This window comes from Nocardioides pymetrozini, from assembly GCF_046058985.1.
GTDB lineage: Bacteria > Actinomycetota > Actinomycetes > Propionibacteriales > Nocardioidaceae > Nocardioides.
The window spans coordinates 2,386,231-2,402,634 of sequence record NZ_CP175556.1 but is presented as its reverse complement, the minus strand read 5'-3'; the positions used below and the strand labels follow the sequence as shown (position 1 = coordinate 2,402,634).

Sequence of the window (16,404 nt, the reverse complement as noted above, 5' to 3'; positions counted from 1 at the left end):
CTCGCCCTCTGTCGAGAACCCTACCGTTTTCGGTATGGTTGTCGAAAGAAGGAGGTGGACGGTGGAGATCGACGTCAAGGAAGCGTCGCGCCGGCTGGGCGTCAACGACTCCAGGGTCCGTCAGCTGCTGCGTGCCGGTGAGCTGCGCGGGCGCCGGGTAGGCAACTCCTGGGCCATCCCGGCCGAAGACGTGGCGCGACTGCAGCGCAGGGGGCGGAGGCCCGGTCGACCGCTCGCGGCCAAGCGCGCCTGGGCGGTCCTCGACCTCCTCGAGGGCGGCCCCGCAGCCTGGCTGTCGGACTCGGCGCGTTCCCAGGTACGCCGCTATCTCGCTGACCTGGTCGATCCGGGCGCCGACGGCTGGCTGGCCGCCCTGCGAGGACGCAGCCGTGTGCTCGAGGTGGTGGCCCATCCGGCAGCCATCGAGCGCCTTCGACGAGTCGACGGCGTGTGGCCCACCGGGCCGAGCGCCGCGGCCGTTCGGGGGTTCGATCTCGTCGCTCTCGCCGAGCCCATTCCTCAGTTCTACCTGGCCGAGGAACAGTGGCCCGCACTGTCACACTCGCTCGCGCTGCGCGAGGGCGCGGAGCCGCGTCTCGTCGTCCGTCTCCCGAGGGAGGTCTGGCCGTTCGCTGAAGGGAGGCTTCGCGGGGTGGGCGATGCCGTGCTGGCGGCGGACCTTCTCGAAGCCGCAGAGCCTCGTGCCGTCGCTGCGGGCGCCGCGTGCTTGAGCGAGCTGTTGGACGACTGGCGGCGGGCACGGTCTCGGGCATGAACGTCGTCGTCGAGCTGCCACGGCTCGCGGCGCCGGTTGACGAGCTGTGGCACACGCTTCTCGACCTCGGTGACCGGTTGGCCGTGCCGTGGGCCCTCATCGGTGGACAGATGGTTCTGCTGCACGCGCTCGAGCGCGGCCAGCTGCCGCCGCAGATCAGCCAGGACGGTGACGTGATCGCAGACCTTCGCGCGGTCCCCGGCGCTCTGACCCAGGTCGTGGTCGTCACCTGCCGTCCGGACGCCGGGTCCAGAGGGCTGGCCGCTCGCCGTCGTCGGTCAGCACGACCAGCCGGGTCGGTGAGGTCGCCACACCGAGCGTCCGGTCGCCGGACGCGTTCAGCGACACGGGCGCGCGCAGCCGTCGCCACGTGGATCCCTCGCCGGACCGCCACAGCTGCAGGCTCTCGCCGTCGCTGACGGCCGCGTAGAGGATGCCGTCGCCGTCGGCGGCGAGGTCGAGGACCTCGCGCGGAGTCGTGACGCCGGCGGGGCGCGCGCCGAACCGGCCCTCGCGCTCCCAGAACACCGTGGGCAGGCGGCGCCAGACGCCGAAGCCGTCGTCGGTCACTCCTGCGGCGACCAGTGTCCCGCCGGGCGACCCGTCCAGCACTGCCACCCGGTGGAGCTCGCCGTGGTCGTCGCCGCCCGAGATGCTCTCCGGCGTCCACGACCGCGCGTCGGCCGCCGCGGTCCAGACCGCCGGCCGTCGGGCGTCGCCGACTCCGCGGCTGCCGACCACGACCCACCGGTCGTCGTGGCGAACGCCGTGACGAGCCCAGGCGGAGCGGTCGGTCCGGCTGCTCGGCAGGTGAGCCAGCTCGACGAGGTCGAACCGGTCCGGGCGCTCACCGCGCCAGACGGCCGGGCCACTCACCCGGTTGCCGACGATCAGCCAGCCGTCGGGCCCCGCCGCCACGGGCCCCACGTTGACCGCGCTCGGCCCTCCGTAGAGCTCCGAGGGCGCCTCGACGTCGACCCATGCCTCACCGGTCGCGTGGAAGGTCGTGACCCGGGGATTGCCGTGGGCGCCACCGGACATCGACCCCACCGCGACCGGACGGTCCCCGGAGCACGCGACCGCGTTGACGATCGCGCGGCGACCCCAGTAGCTGCGCGCGTCGATCGGGATCTCCCGCCAGGCGGAGCCGTCCGGGGAGGACCACGCCGCGGGCGCCGTACTGCCGTCCGCGTGGCGCAGCCCGCCGACCACGACCCATCCTTCACCGCAGCGGACCACGTCGCGTGCGACGACTCGCGTCCCGGGAGCGACGGGCGGCAGGTCGTGGCGCACCCACACCGGCGGGTCCCGCGGCACGGGCGCGGTCTCCGCGGTGCAGCCGGCCGCGCTGGCGAGTGCGACGACCAGGACGGCCGCCGTCATCCGGAGCGGGGGCCTCGGCTCGACCATGGCGCCAGTATCGGCCGGCCGGTCAGTGCACGACCTGGTAGCAGAGCTTCTGCACGCCGTTGGCGTACGACGCGCTCTCGACCAGCTCGAGCCGTTGCCGCTCCTTGTCGGTCTCGCTCCACATCCGCTTGCCCGCGCCGAGGACCCACGGGAAGACCAGCAGGTGGTAGCGGTCCAGCAGCCCCGCGTCCCCGAGACCGCGGGCCAGGCTCGCCGAGCCGTGGATCGAGATGGGCCCGCCATCGGTCTCCTTGAGCCGCGCCACGTCGTCGAAGGAGCGCAGGATGGTCGTCTCGCCCCAGTTGTCGACGAGGTCGGCGTCGGTGAGGGTCGTGGACACGACGTACTTCGGCATCGCGTTGTACTTCGGGAACTCCTCGGTCATCGAGGGCCACACGGGTGCGAAGGCCTGGTAGCTGGCCCGGCCGAGCATGAGGGCGCTCGCCTCCTCCTGCTCGCGGGCCTTCAGCTCGTAGACCTCCTCGAGGAAGTCGATGCCCTGGAAGGTCCAGCCGCCGTTGGGGTAGTCGGGCTCGGGGCCCGGAGCCTGGACGACGCCGTCGACGGAGACGAAGGCGGTGTAGATCAGGGTGCGCACGGGTGACCTCCTGGTCGGTTCGGGGGTGCTGACATCCTCTCTACGAACGGACGTCGTCCGCTACGACAGTCGCGGCGGAGAGCTTCTCGCCGATGCTCGTGCTTTCGCGCCGCGCGCCCGTCGGCGCCTCGTCTTGTCCTCATGTCGGCTTGAGGTTCTACGGTCACGACATGAGCATGGAGTCGATCGCCTGGAACCAGGTCTACCGCGGGATGCACGGTCCGGACGAGCAGCGGGCGTTCAGCGGCGCCACCGCGCGCCGGATCCTCCGCTTCGCCCGGCCGCACCGGCGGATGCTGGTCGGCTTCGTCGTGCTCAGCGTCGTGACCTCCGGGCTGGCGGTCGCCACGCCCGTCCTGGCCGGACGTGTCGTGAACGCGATCGTCGCGGGCGACGAGCAGGCCGTCGTGGTCCGGCTCGCGCTGGCGATCGCGGGCCTGGCCGTCCTCGACGCCGCGTTCGGGCTGCTCGGCCGCTGGCTGTCCTCGAAGATCGGGGAGGGGCTCATCCTCCACCTGCGCACGGCCGTGTTCGACCACGTGCAGCGGATGCCGATCGCCTTCTTCAGCCGCACCCGGACGGGTGCGCTCGTCAGCCGCCTCAACAACGACGTGATCGGCGCGCAGCGCGCCTTCAGCCAGACCCTGTCCGGTGTCGTCGGCAACCTGGTGACCCTGGTCCTCACCCTCGTCGTGATGCTCGGCATCTCGTGGGAGGTCACCCTGCTCGCGCTCGTACTCCTGCCCGTGTTCGTGGTGCCGGCGCGCCGCATGGGCCGGCGGCTCGCCGGCATCCAGCGCGAGGCGGCCGACCACAACGCCGCGATGGGCAACCAGATGACCGAGCGCTTCTCCGCTCCGGGGGCGACCCTGGTCAAGCTGTTCGGCCGCCCCGACCAGGAGTCGGCGGAGTTCGCCGCCCGCGCCGAGCGGGTGGCGCAGATCGGGGTCCGGACTGCGATGGTCCAGACCACCTTCGTGACCGCGTTGACCCTGGTGTCGGCGCTCGCCGTCGCCGTGGTCTACGGCCTCGGTGGCGTCCTGGCACTGGAGGGCACCCTCGACGCCGGCGACGTGGTGGCGCTGTCACTGCTCCTCACCCGCCTCTACGCGCCGCTGACCGCGCTCGCCAGCGCCCGGGTCGAGGTGATGAGCGCGCTGGTGAGCTTCGAGCGCGTCTTCGAGGTGCTCGACCTCGAGCCGCTCATCAAGGACCGTCCGGGCGCCGGCAGCGTGCCGGCGGGCCCGGTCGCCGTCGAGCTCGACGACGTCCGCTTCGCCTACCCGTCGGCGGACAAGGTCTCGCTCGCCTCCCTCGAGGCGGTGGCGACGCTCGACACCCGCGGCGGCGAGGAGGTGCTGCACGGCGTCTCGCTGCGCGCCGAGCCCGGCCAGGTCGTCGCCCTCGTCGGCTCCTCGGGCGCGGGCAAGTCGACCATCGCCCAGCTCGTCTCCCGCCTGTACGACGTGGACGCGGGCGCCGTACGCCTGGGCGGGGTCGACGTGCGCGACCTGACGGCGGACTCGATCCGCGCGACGGTCGGCATGGTGACCCAGGACGGCCACCTCTTCCACGACACCATCCGCGGCAACCTGCTGCTGGCGCGGCCCGAGGCCACGGAGCAGGAGCTGTGGGACGCCCTGGGCCGCGCCCGGCTCGCGCACCTGGTCGGCGCGCTGCCCGACGGCCTGGACACGGTCGTGGGGGAGCGCGGGTACCGCCTCTCGGGTGGCGAGCGGCAGCGGCTCACCATCGCGCGGCTGCTGCTGAAGCGGCCGCAGGTGGTGATCCTCGACGAGGCCACCGCCTCGCTCGACTCGACCTCCGAGGCGGCGGTGCAGGCGGCGCTGTCGGAGGCCCTCGCGGGGCGGACCGCCCTGGTCATCGCGCACCGGCTCTCGACCATCCGGGCGGCCGACCTGATCGCCGTCGTCGAGGACGGCCGGATCGTGGAGCGGGGCACGCACGCGGCGCTGCTCGCGGCGGGCGGCCGGTACGAGGAGCTCTACCGCACGCAGTTCGCCGAGGACGCCGCGCCCGCCGGCGCGCCGGAGCGACGGCTGCATGGTGATCTGCCTTCGGATCGTGTATCTTGATATCAAGAGATATCGGTCGTCCGGTGTCCCTGCGAACTTAGGTCCGCCTCACTATCCCTGTCGTCGCTCGCGGCGGCAGGATGCACGAGGAGACCTACCGACAACGATGAAGTCGATGAGGACGGAGACGCGATGGCCAGCAAGAACAGCTTCGGCGCCAAGAGCACCCTGGACGTGGACGGCAGGTCCTACGAGATCTTCCGCCTCGACGCGGTCAAGGGCGAGGGCATCCCCGAGGGATCGGTCGAGAGCCTGCCCTTCTCGCTGAAGGTGCTGCTCGAGAACCTGCTCCGCACCGAGGACGGCGCGGACATCACGGCCGAGGACATCAAGGCCCTCGCGGGGTGGGACGAGACCGCCCAGCCCGACAAGGAGATCCAGTTCACGCCGGCCCGCGTGATCATGCAGGACTTCACCGGCGTGCCCTGCGTCGTCGACCTCGCCACGATGCGCGAGGCGATGGCCGACCTCGGCGGCGACGCGACCAAGATCAACCCGCTCGCGCCGGCCGAGATGGTCATCGACCACTCCGTCATCGCCGACGTCTTCGGCACGCCCGAGGCCTTCGCTCGCAACGTCGAGATCGAGTACGAGCGCAACCGCGAGCGCTACCAGTTCCTGCGCTGGGGCCAGACCGCCTTCTCCGACTTCAAGGTCGTCCCGCCGGGCACCGGCATCGTCCACCAGGTCAACATCGAGCACCTGGCCCGCACCGTCTTCACCCGCGAGGTGGACGGTGAGCTGCTGGCCTACCCCGACACCTGCGTGGGCACCGACTCCCACACCACCATGGTCAACGGCATCGGCGTCGTCGGCTGGGGCGTCGGCGGCATCGAGGCGGAGGCGGCCATGCTGGGCCAGCCGGTCTCGATGCTCATCCCGCGCGTGGTCGGCTTCAAGCTGACCGGCTCGCTGCCCGAGGGCTCGACCGCGACCGACCTGGTCCTCACCATCACCGAGATGCTCCGCCAGCACGGCGTGGTCGGCAAGTTCGTCGAGTTCTACGGCGAGGGCGTCTCCGCCCTCCCGCTCGCCAACCGCGCGACCATCGGCAACATGTCGCCGGAGTTCGGCTCCACGATCGCGGTGTTCCCGATCGACGCCGAGACCGTCAACTACCTGCGCCTGACCGGCCGCTCCGAGGAGCAGCTCGCCCTGGTCGAGGCCTACGCCAAGGAGCAGGGCCTCTGGCTCGACCCCGCCGCCGAGCCGCGCTACTCCGAGAAGCTCGAGCTCGACCTCGCCTCGGTCGTGCCGTCCATCGCCGGCCCGAAGCGCCCGCAGGACCGGGTCCTGGTCTCCCAGGCCAAGGAGTCCTTCCGGGGAGCGCTCGTGGACTACGCCGGTGACGGCGACACGACCCGCGGCTACGACGAGGCCGTCGCCGAGACCTTCCCGGGCTCCGACGCGCCCTCGCACGACCCGGCCCAGTCCAACGGCGAGGCCGCGCCGCGCGACCACCTCTCGGCCGCGCCGAAGGACGGCGGCCGCGCGTCGAACCCGGTCGAGGTGACGCTCGCCGACGGGACCACCTTCACGCTCGACCACGGTGCCGTCACGATCGCCTCGATCACGTCGTGCACCAACACGTCGAACCCGTCGGTGATGATCGGTGCGGCGCTGCTGGCCAAGAAGGCCGTCGAGAAGGGCCTGTCGCGCAAGCCTTGGGTCAAGTCGACGCTGGCGCCCGGCTCCAAGGTCGTGTCCGACTACTACGACAAGGCCGGCCTGACGCCGTACCTCGACAAGCTCGGCTTCAACCTGGTCGGCTACGGCTGCGTGACCTGCATCGGCAACTCGGGCCCGCTCATCCCCGAGGTCTCCGCCGCCGTGCAGGAGAACGACCTGGCGGTCGTCTCGGTCCTCTCCGGCAACCGGAACTTCGAGGGCCGGATCAACCCGGACATCAAGATGAACTACCTGGCCTCCCCGCCGCTGGTCGTCGCGTACGCGCTGGCCGGCTCGATGGACGTCGACCTGTTCAACGACCCGCTGGGCACCGACGCCGAGGGCAACGAGGTCTTCCTCAAGGACATCTGGCCCTCGCCGGCCGAGGTGGAGGAGACCATCGCCCAGGCGATCACCTCGGAGATGTTCACCGACTCCTACGCCGACGTCTTCGCCGGCGACGAGCGGTGGCAGTCGCTGCCGACGCCCGAGGGCAACACCTTCGAGTGGGACGCGGACTCGACCTACGTCCGCAAGCCTCCCTACTTCGACGGGATGCCCCACGAGCCGGTGCCGGTCACCGACATCGAGGGTGCGCGGGTGCTGCTCAAGCTCGGCGACTCGGTCACCACCGACCACATCTCGCCCGCCGGCTCGATCAAGGCCGACTCGCCCGCCGGCAGGTACCTCGCGGAGAACGGCGTCGCCCCGCGCGACTTCAACTCCTACGGCTCGCGCCGAGGCAACCACGAGGTGATGATCCGCGGCACCTTCGCCAACATCCGCCTGCGCAACCAGATCGCGCCGGGCACCGAGGGCGGCTTCACCCGCGACTTCACCGTCGAGGACGGCCCCGTCACCACCGTGTACGACGCCTCCGTCAACTACCAGGCCGCCGGGATCCCGCTGGTCGTCCTGGCCGGCAAGGAGTACGGCTCCGGCTCGTCGCGCGACTGGGCGGCCAAGGGCACCTCGCTGCTGGGCGTCAAGGCGGTCATCGCCGAGAGCTACGAGCGCATCCACCGCTCCAACCTGATCGGCATGGGCGTGATCCCGCTGCAGTTCCCCGAGGGCCAGAACGCCGAGTCGCTCGGCCTGACCGGCGAGGAGACCTTCTCCTTCTCGGGGATCACCCAGCTCAACGAGGGCACCACCCCGCGCACGGTGAAGGTCACCACCGACACCGGCGTGGAGTTCGACGCGGTCGTCCGCATCGACACCCCCGGTGAGGCGAACTACTACCGCAACGGCGGCATCATGCAGTACGTCCTGCGCAACCTGCTCCGCGGCTGACCACCCGGTCGACACAGCCCCGAGCCACCCGGCGGCCCGTCCCTCCTCGAGGGGCGGGCCGTCGGTTCTCCCACCCGGCTACGGTGGGCGGCATGCTCGTCGCCTTCAGCATCAGCCCCTCCGCCTCCGACGACACCGGCGGTGTCGCGGAGGCGGTGGCGGCCGCGGTCCGGGTCGTCCGAGAGTCGGGGCTGCCCAACGAGACCAACGCGATGTTCACCAACATCGAGGGGGAGTGGGACGAGGTGATGGCGGTCGTGAAGCGGGCCGTCGACGCCGTCGCGGCGGTGTCCCCGCGGGTCGGGCTGGTGCTCAAGGCCGACATCCGGCCGGGCTTCGCCGGAGAGCTCACCGCCAAGGTGGAGCGGGTCGAGCGGGCGCTCGAGCAGTGAGCCAGCCGCCGTTCCCGCCACCGCCGCCGTCCTACCCACCGCCCTCCCACCCGTCCACCTCGTACCCACCCCCCGCGTACCCACCCCCCGCGTACCCGCCCCCGCCGTCCCTTCCGCCGCAGCGCCGGCGCACGGCGCTGCCGGTCGTCCTCGCTGTGCTCGCCGCCGTGGTCCTGGTCGCGATCGCGGTCGCGGTGCCGGTCCTGCTCGCGGGGAGGGACGACGAGTCGACCCGAGGAGAGCGCGGCCCAGAGCAGAAGGTCGACACGAGCAACCTCGACGCCGTCGAGGAGTACGCCGGACTGACCAACCAGCACCTCGACCCCGGCGAGGAGCTCGCCTACCCGCAGTCGCCGCCCGCCGGAGGCGACCACGCGCCGTACTGGCTCGAGTGCGGCGTGTACGACGAGCCACTGCCCGAGGAGCCCCTCGTACACGACCTCGAGCACGGCACGGTCGTGCTCACCTACCGCCCGGAGGACGTCGGCGCCGCGGGTGTCGAGCGGCTGGCGGCGCAGCTCCCGGACAACGGAATCCTGGCGCCCCATCCCGACCAGCCGGCGCCCGTCGTCATCACCGTCTGGGGGCGCCAGCTCGCACTGACCGGCCCCGACGACCCGCGCATCGCCCTGTTCGTCGCCGCGTACGGCGCCGGCGAGACCGCGCCCGAGCCGTTCGCGTCGTGCCACGGCGGCCTCGACCCCGCGGACGTGCCCTCCGGAGGCTCCGTCGTCTGACGAGCCCCCGATAGGCCCCACCGATCAGCCATCCCGGATTACGGGATGGCTGATCGCATTTCGGCCGATTCGGCGGCGACCACCCGCACCGACCCCATAGTCTTTAACTCGATCGAAATAGTCGACTAAGGAAGAGGGGCCCCATGGGCGGGTATGCCGTCGCCGCGCTGCTGGTGACGCTGGGACTGTTCGCGGGCATCTTCGTGCTGGGCCGGCTGCGGGTGAACTTCAGCGTGCTGACCATCGCCGCCCTGGCGCTGGGGGTCGGGGTCGGCGTGGTCTTCGAGGGCCATCTCGACTACGTCGAGCCGGTCGGCAAGGTCTACCTCAACCTGCTGCTGGCCATCGTCGCGCCGCTGATCATCGTCTCCATCCTCTCCAGCATCACCTCGCTCGGCACCACGGCCCAGCTGCGCACGATCGGCGCTCGCTCCGTCGCCTGGCTGCTGGGGCTCAACGCGCTCGCGGTGCTGCTGACGCTCGGGCTCTCGCTCCAGCTCGGGATCGGCGAGGGCGCGGACCTGGAGCTCGGGGACACCAACACCTCGGCGCTGGAGAACATCAAGAAGCCCTTCACCGAGGTCTTCATCGACTTCTTCCCGACCAACATCGTCACCGACATCGCGGAGACGAACGTCATCCCGATCATCCTGTTCAGCCTGCTGGTCGCGGTGTCGTACTCGCTCGTCGCCGACCGGGCGCCGGCGACGGTGGCGCCGTTCAAGGGCGTGGTCGACGCGCTGCGCGAGATCATCTACCGCGCCGTCGGCTTCGTGATCGCCCTGACGCCGTACGCCGTCCTCTCGCTGACCGCGGTCGCCACCGCCCGAGCCGCCGGCCAGTGGTCGCAGATGGTCTCGCTGCTCGGAGTGCTCGGCCTGGCGTGGGCGGCCTGCCTGATCCACGCCTTCGTCGTCAACGGGGTGCTGCTCCGGGTCTTCGCCGACGTCGACCCGCTCCGCTTCTTCCGCAAGATCCTGCCCGCCCAGGTCACCGCGTTCACGACGCAGAGCAGCGCGGGCACGCTGCCGGTGACCACGCGTCTCCTGCGCGAGCGGGTGGGCGTTCCGTCCGACATCGCCGGGTTCACCGCACCCCTCGGCACGACGATCGGCATGCCCGGCTGCGCCGGCGTGTGGCCGGTGCTGCTCGCCGTGTTCGGCGTCAACGCGCTGGGCATCTCCTGGGGCGTCCAGGACTATCTCGTCCTCGTCCTGCTCGGGGTCGTCGTCTCCGTCGGCACGGCGGGCGTGCCCGGCACGGCCACGATCACCGCGACCACGGTGCTGACGGCCGCCGGGCTCCCGCTGGAGCTCGTGGCGATCACCCTGCCGGTCAGCATGGTGGCCGACATGGCGCGGACCCTCGACAACGTCACGTCCGCCGCGGTCGCGGCGACGATCGTGGCCCGTCAGGAGGGCCGCCTCGACGACGCGGTCTTCGAGGGGGGCGACGCTCCCGACGACCTCGCCGACCTCGCCGACCTCCCCGACCTGGCCGACCACCCCGACCTCGACTCCGGGGTCCCCATCGGCGCCTGCGCGCTGCCCGCACCGAACGCGCCATCCACCCCCACCCCCCAAGGAGTGCACGCATGACCCGATCCCACCGGATCCTCGCCCTGCTGCCCGGCGCCGCCCTGGCGGCGAGCCTGGCCCTCGCGCTCGGCCCGGCGCCCGCCGCGCACGCGGACGGCTGGGTCGACGGGGGAGACGAGTTCCCCTGCCTCGACGACGTGACCTGCCTGTGGATCCAGGACTGCGAGCTCGACGAGAACCAGCATCCGGTGTACCCGAACCGCAACGGCACCACGTCGTACCCGCCCGGCAGCTACAGCTACAAGGGGGACCAGCCCACGCCCACGCCCACCCCGACGCCCACGCCCACGCCGAACCCCGGCGGCTCGGGCGGTGGGGGCGCCGGCGGCGGCGTCACCGCGGGCTCCGGCAGCAAGAGCACCGGGAAGAACGCCGGCGGCACGGGCAAGTCCGCCACCCCCGGCACGACGACGGGCGCCGTCGTCGACCCGGCTGCGACGACCGGGGCCGCGCCGGTCGCCCCGGGGGCGCCGAGCGCTCTCGCCGCGCCCACGCTCACCGTCGACGGCGACACGGTGACCGTCTCGTGGGCGGCCTCACCGAACGCCGAGATCGAGCAGGTCACCGGCTACCTGGTCCGGTTCACCGGGCAGGAGGCCGTCGAGACCGACGCGGCGACCTTCCAGCAGGTCTTCGAGAACGTCGAGCCCGGCAGCTACCGGGCCGCCGTCTGGGCGCGCAACGCCGCCGGCGAGTCGCCCGGCTCCCCGCCCTCGGCCCCGGTCGTGGTCGGCGTCGACCCCACCACCGTGGCCGGCACGGTCACGGTGACCGGGGAGCTCACGCCCGGCGCCACGGTCACCGTCACCGGCACCGGCTTCGCGCCCCGCATCGAGGGCTACGCCCTGGAGCTGCACTCCGACCCGGTGCCGCTGGGCTCCGTGACGACGGACGACAACGGCGGCTTCACCGCGGACGTCGTCGTTCCGGCCGGCGTCACCGAGGGCGAGCACGACCTCGTCGTCCTCTTCGAGGGCACCCAGGTCGCCAGCAGTCCCGTCACCGTCGCAGCGGCCGCGGGGACCTCGACCCCGAAGGCGGACGACGCCGCGGCCGAGGAGGCGACCCCCGTGCCGGACAACGCGGGACTCGCGATCCTCGGTGCCCTCGGCGCGGCGGGCACCCTCGCCCTGGCCTGGCACACCCTGCGCGGACGCCGCCGCCGCCCCCACCGCGCGCTCGCGCCCGCCTGACCCCCGCACACCCCCGACGGCCCAGCCGTCACCGTTCGACCCACCTCAGAGCAGAGAGCGAAGCACCCATGACCCACCGCACCCGTCTGCGGCACGCCGCTGCGGCCCTCACGGCCGCCGCGCTCGCGGCCTCACCCCTCCTCGGCGTCGGGTCCCCCGCGCACGCCGCGGACCCGGACCCGGCTCCGGTGACCTACCCTGCCCCGACCCACGGCGCGACCCTCGACTGGTTCGACGACGCCTTCCCCGGTGTCGACAGCGGCGCCGTGTTCGAGACGGTGACCTTCGAGCGCTTCGAGTACCTGCTCAAGAAGAGCACGGGGAAGTGGGCCTTCGTCATCGGCGGACCCGAGGACGACCATCTCCAGCGGACGATCGGCGCGATCGAGCAGGTCGCCGCGGCGGAGGGCATCGAGCGGATCTACAACTTCGACCCCAAGCTCGACGGCGACGCGCTCAGCGTCTTCGACCTGACCGGCTCGCCGCTCGCCACCGCGGAGAACGCCGGGAAGGACCAGTTCCTCGACCTCGGCGAGCGGCTGGTGACGCAGTACCTCGGCAAGGACGCCGAGACGCCCTTCCGGCTGGCGAACGACCCGGCAGCGCCGGACCGGCGGGTGGCGCCCGACCACCCCTACCTGTTCGTGTACGACGCCGCGGGCGGTGAGTCCGCGCGCATCGTCGACGCACTGGTCACGCCGCCGGCCGACCTCTCGTCGCCGGACGCGCTCACGGCGTACCGCAGCGAGGTGAAGCGGGTGCTGACCTCGGCCCCGCTCGACGTCGACACCCAGTGGGACTTCCTGAGCACCGAGCACAACCGGCGCCACTACGAGCGCTATGTCAAGAACGCGGACCCCGCCACCGAGCAGCTCAACCGCACGCGCTTCGGCGGCGACATCTTCGACGCCGACGAGGACCTCGCGGGCGGCGACGAGGACGACTTCCGGATCCAGAGCGTGACCTATCCCGAGCTGATCGACATCCTGGACAGCGAGGGCGAGTTCCTCATCCTGTTCGGCGGCACGTGGTGCCACAACACCGCGGCGATCATCAAGCAGACCGCCGAGTACGCCCGTCGGCACGGCATCCGCAGGATCTACAACTTCGACTTCTCGCTCGACTCGACCGGCAACTCCGGAACCCTCGACAAGCACATCCGTGACAACGCCTTCCGCACCGTCAACGGGACCTCGCTCCAGACCCGGCCCTCGCACCTGTACGGGCGGATCCTCGAGCGCCTCTCGAACGCCCGGACCCAGTACCGGATCACCGCCGACGAGCCGGGCACGCAGAGCAGCAGCCCGGTGCGCTACTACGCCGGCGGCGTCGTCCCCGACCCGGCGAACCCGGCCACCGGGGAGAAGCTGGCGCGCAAGATCCAGGTCGGCCACCTGCTGTCCTACGACAAGGACGCCACCGAGGGCGGCCAGCCCGCGCCCGTGCGCGACCAGGCCATCCGCGCGGACTGGACCAACCCCGCGGCGGGCGACCCGCCGGCCCCGCAGTTCGCCGGCAACGTCGAGTACATGACCGAGGTCTGGTTCACCCAGGGCAAGGACGAGGCCTACGACCCGGCCAACCCGGACCGGCTTCGCGGCAACGTCAACGTCAGCGCGGAGGCCGGACAGAACGCGCTGCGGAACCAGCGCAACTTCGCCCGCGAGGCGATCGACGAGATCCACGACGTGATCGCCGGCGTCGCCGACGGCCACGCGAGCAGCCTCGGCGTGACCGGCGCGCCCGCCACCGTCCCCGCGGCGAGCCCGGCGACGCTCAGCGCCCAAGTCGCGGTGAGCACCCCGCACACCGGCTTCTTCTCCGACCGCACGGCCGGCGCCACCCTCGCCCCGCTCACCGGTCAGCGACCGCTCGGTGGGTCGGTGCAGGTCTACCTCGACGACGCGAAGATCGGCGCGGTCGACGTGAACGCCGACCGCGTCGCCGCGGTCAGCCTTCCGCTGCCGCCGCTGGCGGCCGGCCAGCACACCCTGCGCTACGTGTACGGCGGCAGTGCGGACGGCCTCGTGCGGGGCTCCGAGCGCGTCCAGCAGGTGACGGCCCAGGCCGCGACCACCACGTCGACAAGCCCGGTCGCCGTGTCCGGGGTGAGCTTCAAGGTCACGAAGAGGCCGACGTCGACGAAGCCCGGCTCCGCGACCGTGACGCTCGCCGTTCCCGCGGGGAGCGCCGGCGCCTCCGGCACCGTCAAGGTCGTGCTCAAGAAGGGGAGCGCCAAGCGGACGGTGAAGCGGACCGTCGCCAACGGTGTCGCCAAGGTCAAGCTGCCCACGCTGGCCCGCGGCCGGTGGAAGGTCACCATCAGGTACTCGGGCGACGCGACCTACCTCCCGACCTCGACCGTCGCGTCGGTCAAGGTGGCGAGGTAGCGCTGCGGTGACCTCCTTCCTCCTGCCCGTCGTCGGCGGTGACCTGCGCGTGCCGCTCGTCACCGGCGGCACCGTCCCCTACGCGAACCTCGACATCGCGGCGAGCGCCCCGGCCCTCGGCAGCGTCGCCGAGCGAGTGACCCAGTTCCTGCCGTACTACTCCAGCGTGCACCGCGGCGCCGGGCACGCCTCCGCCGTCAGCACCGCCGCGCTCGCGGCGGCCCGGCGTACGGTGGCGGAGTTCGTGGGCGCCCGGCACGACGACGTCGTCCAGCTGGTCCGGAACACGACCGACGGGTTCAACCTGCTCGCGGCCGCCGTGCCGGGGGAGGTCGTCACCCTCGACGTCGAGCACCACGCGAACCTGCTGCCGTGGCACCGCGCGGCGGGGGTACGCCGGACGGTGACGGGCCGGGCGACGCTGGCGGCGACGCTCGAGGCGGTGGAGGCCGAGCTCGCTCGCCGGCCGGCCGCCCTGCTGGCCGTCACCGGCGCCTCGAACGTGACGGGGGAGGTGCTGCCGCTCGACGCCCTGGTCGGGCTCGCGCACCGGCATGGTGCGCGGATCGCGGTCGACGGCGCCCAGCTCGTGCCGCACCGGCGGGTCGACATCGCAGCGCTCGGCGTCGACTACCTCGCGTTCTCGGGGCACAAGCTCTACGCCCCGTACGGCGCCGGCGTGCTCGTCGGCCGGCCGGACTGGCTGGCCGACGCGGCGCCGTACCTCGCCGGCGGGGGAGCGGTCCGCTCGGTGAGCCTCGACGACGTCGCGTGGGCGGAGCCGCCCGCGCGGCACGAGGCCGGGACGCCGAACGTCGTGGGCGCCGTCGCGCTGGCGGCGGCCTGCGAGGCGCTCGGCTCCCTCGCCGAGACGACGCAGCTGCGCCACGAGGCGGCCCTGCGCGACCGGCTGCGCGACGGCCTGGCGTGCCTGCCAGGAGTGCGGGTGCTCGGGCTGTGGCCGGGCGAGACCGACCTGCTCGGGCTGGCCACCTTCACGGTCGAGGACCGTCCCGCCCCGCTCGTGGCCCAGTACCTCTCCGCCGAGCACGGCGTGGGCGTGCGGCACGGCAGGTTCTGCGCGCATCCGCTGCTCGACCGCCTGACCGGCGGGGCGATGGCCGTGCGGGCCAGCGTCGGCCTCGGCACGAGCAGCGGCGACGTGGACCGCCTGCTGGACGGGCTCGCGCAGCTGGTCTCCACCGGCCCGCGGTGGACCTACGACGACGAGCACCTCCCCGCTCCCGACCCGCGGCCGCTGCCGACCTGGGCGGGGGGTGAGCGGGCTAGGGTCGGCGGGTGACCTCCTTCACCGTGATCCCCGTCCCCGGTCACGGGGCCGAGGACGTCGTCGTCGCGACGTCCGGGCCCGACCGGGGCAGTGTCTTCACCGGCACCGAGGACGGCGCCATCCTCCGGGTCAGCGCCGACGGCAGCCGGGTCGAGCGGGTGGCCCACACCGGCGGACGCCCGCTCGGCCTCGAGCTGGCCCCCGACGGCCGGCTCCTGGTGTGCGACGCGCGACGCGGCCTGCTCTGGGTGGACCCGGCCACCGGGGGCGTGGAGCCGATCACCGCCGAGGTCCACGGCGTCCCGATGGTCTTCTGCAACAACGCGGCGATCGCCGACGACGGCACCCTGTGGTGGTCCGACTCCTCGACCCACTTCGGCATCGATCGGTGGAAGGACGACTTCGTCCGCAACACCCGGACCGGGCGGCTGCTGCGGCGTGACCCCGACGGGACCGTCACGGTGGTCCTGGACGGGCTGGCCTTCGCCAACGGGGTGGCGCTCTCGGCGGCCGGCGACTTCGTGTGCGTGGCCGAGACGGGCGCGCGCACCGTGGTCCGGCAGTGGCTCAGCGGCCCGCGCCAGGGGCAGCGCGACCATCTGTGCCGTGACCTGCCGGGCTATCCCGACAACATCGCGCGCGGTTCGGACGGCCTGATCTGGGTCACGATCGCCAGCCCCACCGACCCGCTCGTCGAGCGCCTCCAGCGCGGGCCGATGGCGCTGCGCAAGCTGGCCACGAGGCTGCCCGAGGCCCTGCAGCCCCGGCCGCAGCAGACCGTCCGCGTCGTCGCGTACGACGACGGCGGCCGCCTCGTGCACGACATCGACATCACCCCGGCCGAGCACGGCGCGTCGTACCACATGGTCACCGGCGTGCGGGAGCACGAGGGCCGGGTCTGGCTGGGCAGCCTCCACGAGCCGGCGATCGCGGTCGTCGACCTGTGAGGACCTAGACTGGCGT

Annotated in this window: 12 protein-coding genes; 10 read left to right on the top strand and 2 right to left on the bottom strand. The window is 72.6% G+C overall.

Annotation, left to right across the window (positions count from 1 at the left end; genetic code table 11):
- Window positions 1-61: 61 nt before the first annotated feature.
- Window positions 62-775: a helix-turn-helix domain-containing protein gene (locus ACJ5H2_RS11755; protein ID WP_408895575.1), complete on the top strand. Its 714-nt coding sequence runs from the start codon at window positions 62-64 to the stop codon at window positions 773-775.
- Between the two features lie 225 nt (window positions 776-1,000).
- On the opposite strand, the gene ACJ5H2_RS11750 is transcribed toward ACJ5H2_RS11755, so the two are convergent.
- On the bottom strand, window positions 1,001-2,185 hold the full coding sequence (locus tag ACJ5H2_RS11750) for a hypothetical protein (protein ID WP_408895574.1): 1,185 nt from the start codon (window positions 2,183-2,185) through the stop codon (window positions 1,001-1,003).
- A gap of 22 nt (window positions 2,186-2,207) precedes the next feature.
- Window positions 2,208-2,783, bottom strand: coding sequence for a dihydrofolate reductase family protein (locus ACJ5H2_RS11745; protein WP_408895573.1), 576 nt, complete (start codon window positions 2,781-2,783; stop codon window positions 2,208-2,210).
- Between the two features lie 170 nt (window positions 2,784-2,953).
- Between ACJ5H2_RS11745 and ACJ5H2_RS11740 the strand changes: the two genes are divergently transcribed.
- From ACJ5H2_RS11740 to ACJ5H2_RS11700, 9 genes are all read left to right on the top strand, one after another.
- The gene (locus ACJ5H2_RS11740) at window positions 2,954-4,879 is read left to right on the top strand and encodes an ABC transporter ATP-binding protein (RefSeq protein WP_408895572.1); all 1,926 of its coding nucleotides are present in this window, start codon (window positions 2,954-2,956) and stop codon (window positions 4,877-4,879) included.
- Between the two features lie 132 nt (window positions 4,880-5,011).
- Window positions 5,012-7,840, top strand: a complete 2,829-nt coding sequence (locus ACJ5H2_RS11735) for an aconitate hydratase (RefSeq protein ID WP_408895571.1) — start codon at window positions 5,012-5,014, stop codon at window positions 7,838-7,840.
- Window positions 7,841-7,932: 92 nt separating this feature from the next.
- Window positions 7,933-8,232: an MTH1187 family thiamine-binding protein gene (locus ACJ5H2_RS11730; RefSeq protein ID WP_408895570.1), complete on the top strand. Its 300-nt coding sequence runs from the start codon at window positions 7,933-7,935 to the stop codon at window positions 8,230-8,232.
- 155 nt (window positions 8,233-8,387) lie between these two features.
- The gene (locus ACJ5H2_RS11725; protein ID WP_408895569.1) at window positions 8,388-8,969 is read left to right on the top strand and encodes a DUF3105 domain-containing protein; all 582 of its coding nucleotides are present in this window, start codon (window positions 8,388-8,390) and stop codon (window positions 8,967-8,969) included.
- Window positions 8,970-9,112: 143 nt separating this feature from the next.
- The gene (locus ACJ5H2_RS11720) at window positions 9,113-10,567 is read left to right on the top strand and encodes a dicarboxylate/amino acid:cation symporter (RefSeq protein WP_408895568.1); all 1,455 of its coding nucleotides are present in this window, start codon (window positions 9,113-9,115) and stop codon (window positions 10,565-10,567) included.
- A complete protein-coding gene (locus tag ACJ5H2_RS11715) occupies window positions 10,564-11,760 on the top strand; it encodes a fibronectin type III domain-containing protein (protein WP_408895567.1) in 1,197 nt (398 codons plus the stop codon). The genes ACJ5H2_RS11720 and ACJ5H2_RS11715 overlap by 4 nt, the downstream gene beginning before the upstream one ends.
- Window positions 11,761-11,828: 68 nt before the next feature.
- Window positions 11,829-14,150 carry an Ig-like domain-containing protein gene (locus tag ACJ5H2_RS11710; protein ID WP_408895566.1) on the top strand — a complete coding sequence of 774 codons (2,322 nt, stop codon included), beginning with the start codon at window positions 11,829-11,831 and terminating at the stop codon, window positions 14,148-14,150.
- A gap of 7 nt (window positions 14,151-14,157) precedes the next feature.
- Entirely contained in the window at window positions 14,158-15,453 is a 1,296-nt protein-coding gene (locus tag ACJ5H2_RS11705; RefSeq protein WP_408895565.1) for an aminotransferase class V-fold PLP-dependent enzyme, read from the top strand.
- A complete protein-coding gene (locus ACJ5H2_RS11700; protein ID WP_408895564.1) occupies window positions 15,450-16,388 on the top strand; it encodes an SMP-30/gluconolactonase/LRE family protein in 939 nt (312 codons plus the stop codon). Before ACJ5H2_RS11705 ends, ACJ5H2_RS11700 begins: the two co-directional genes overlap by 4 nt.
- Window positions 16,389-16,404 lie beyond the last annotated feature (16 nt).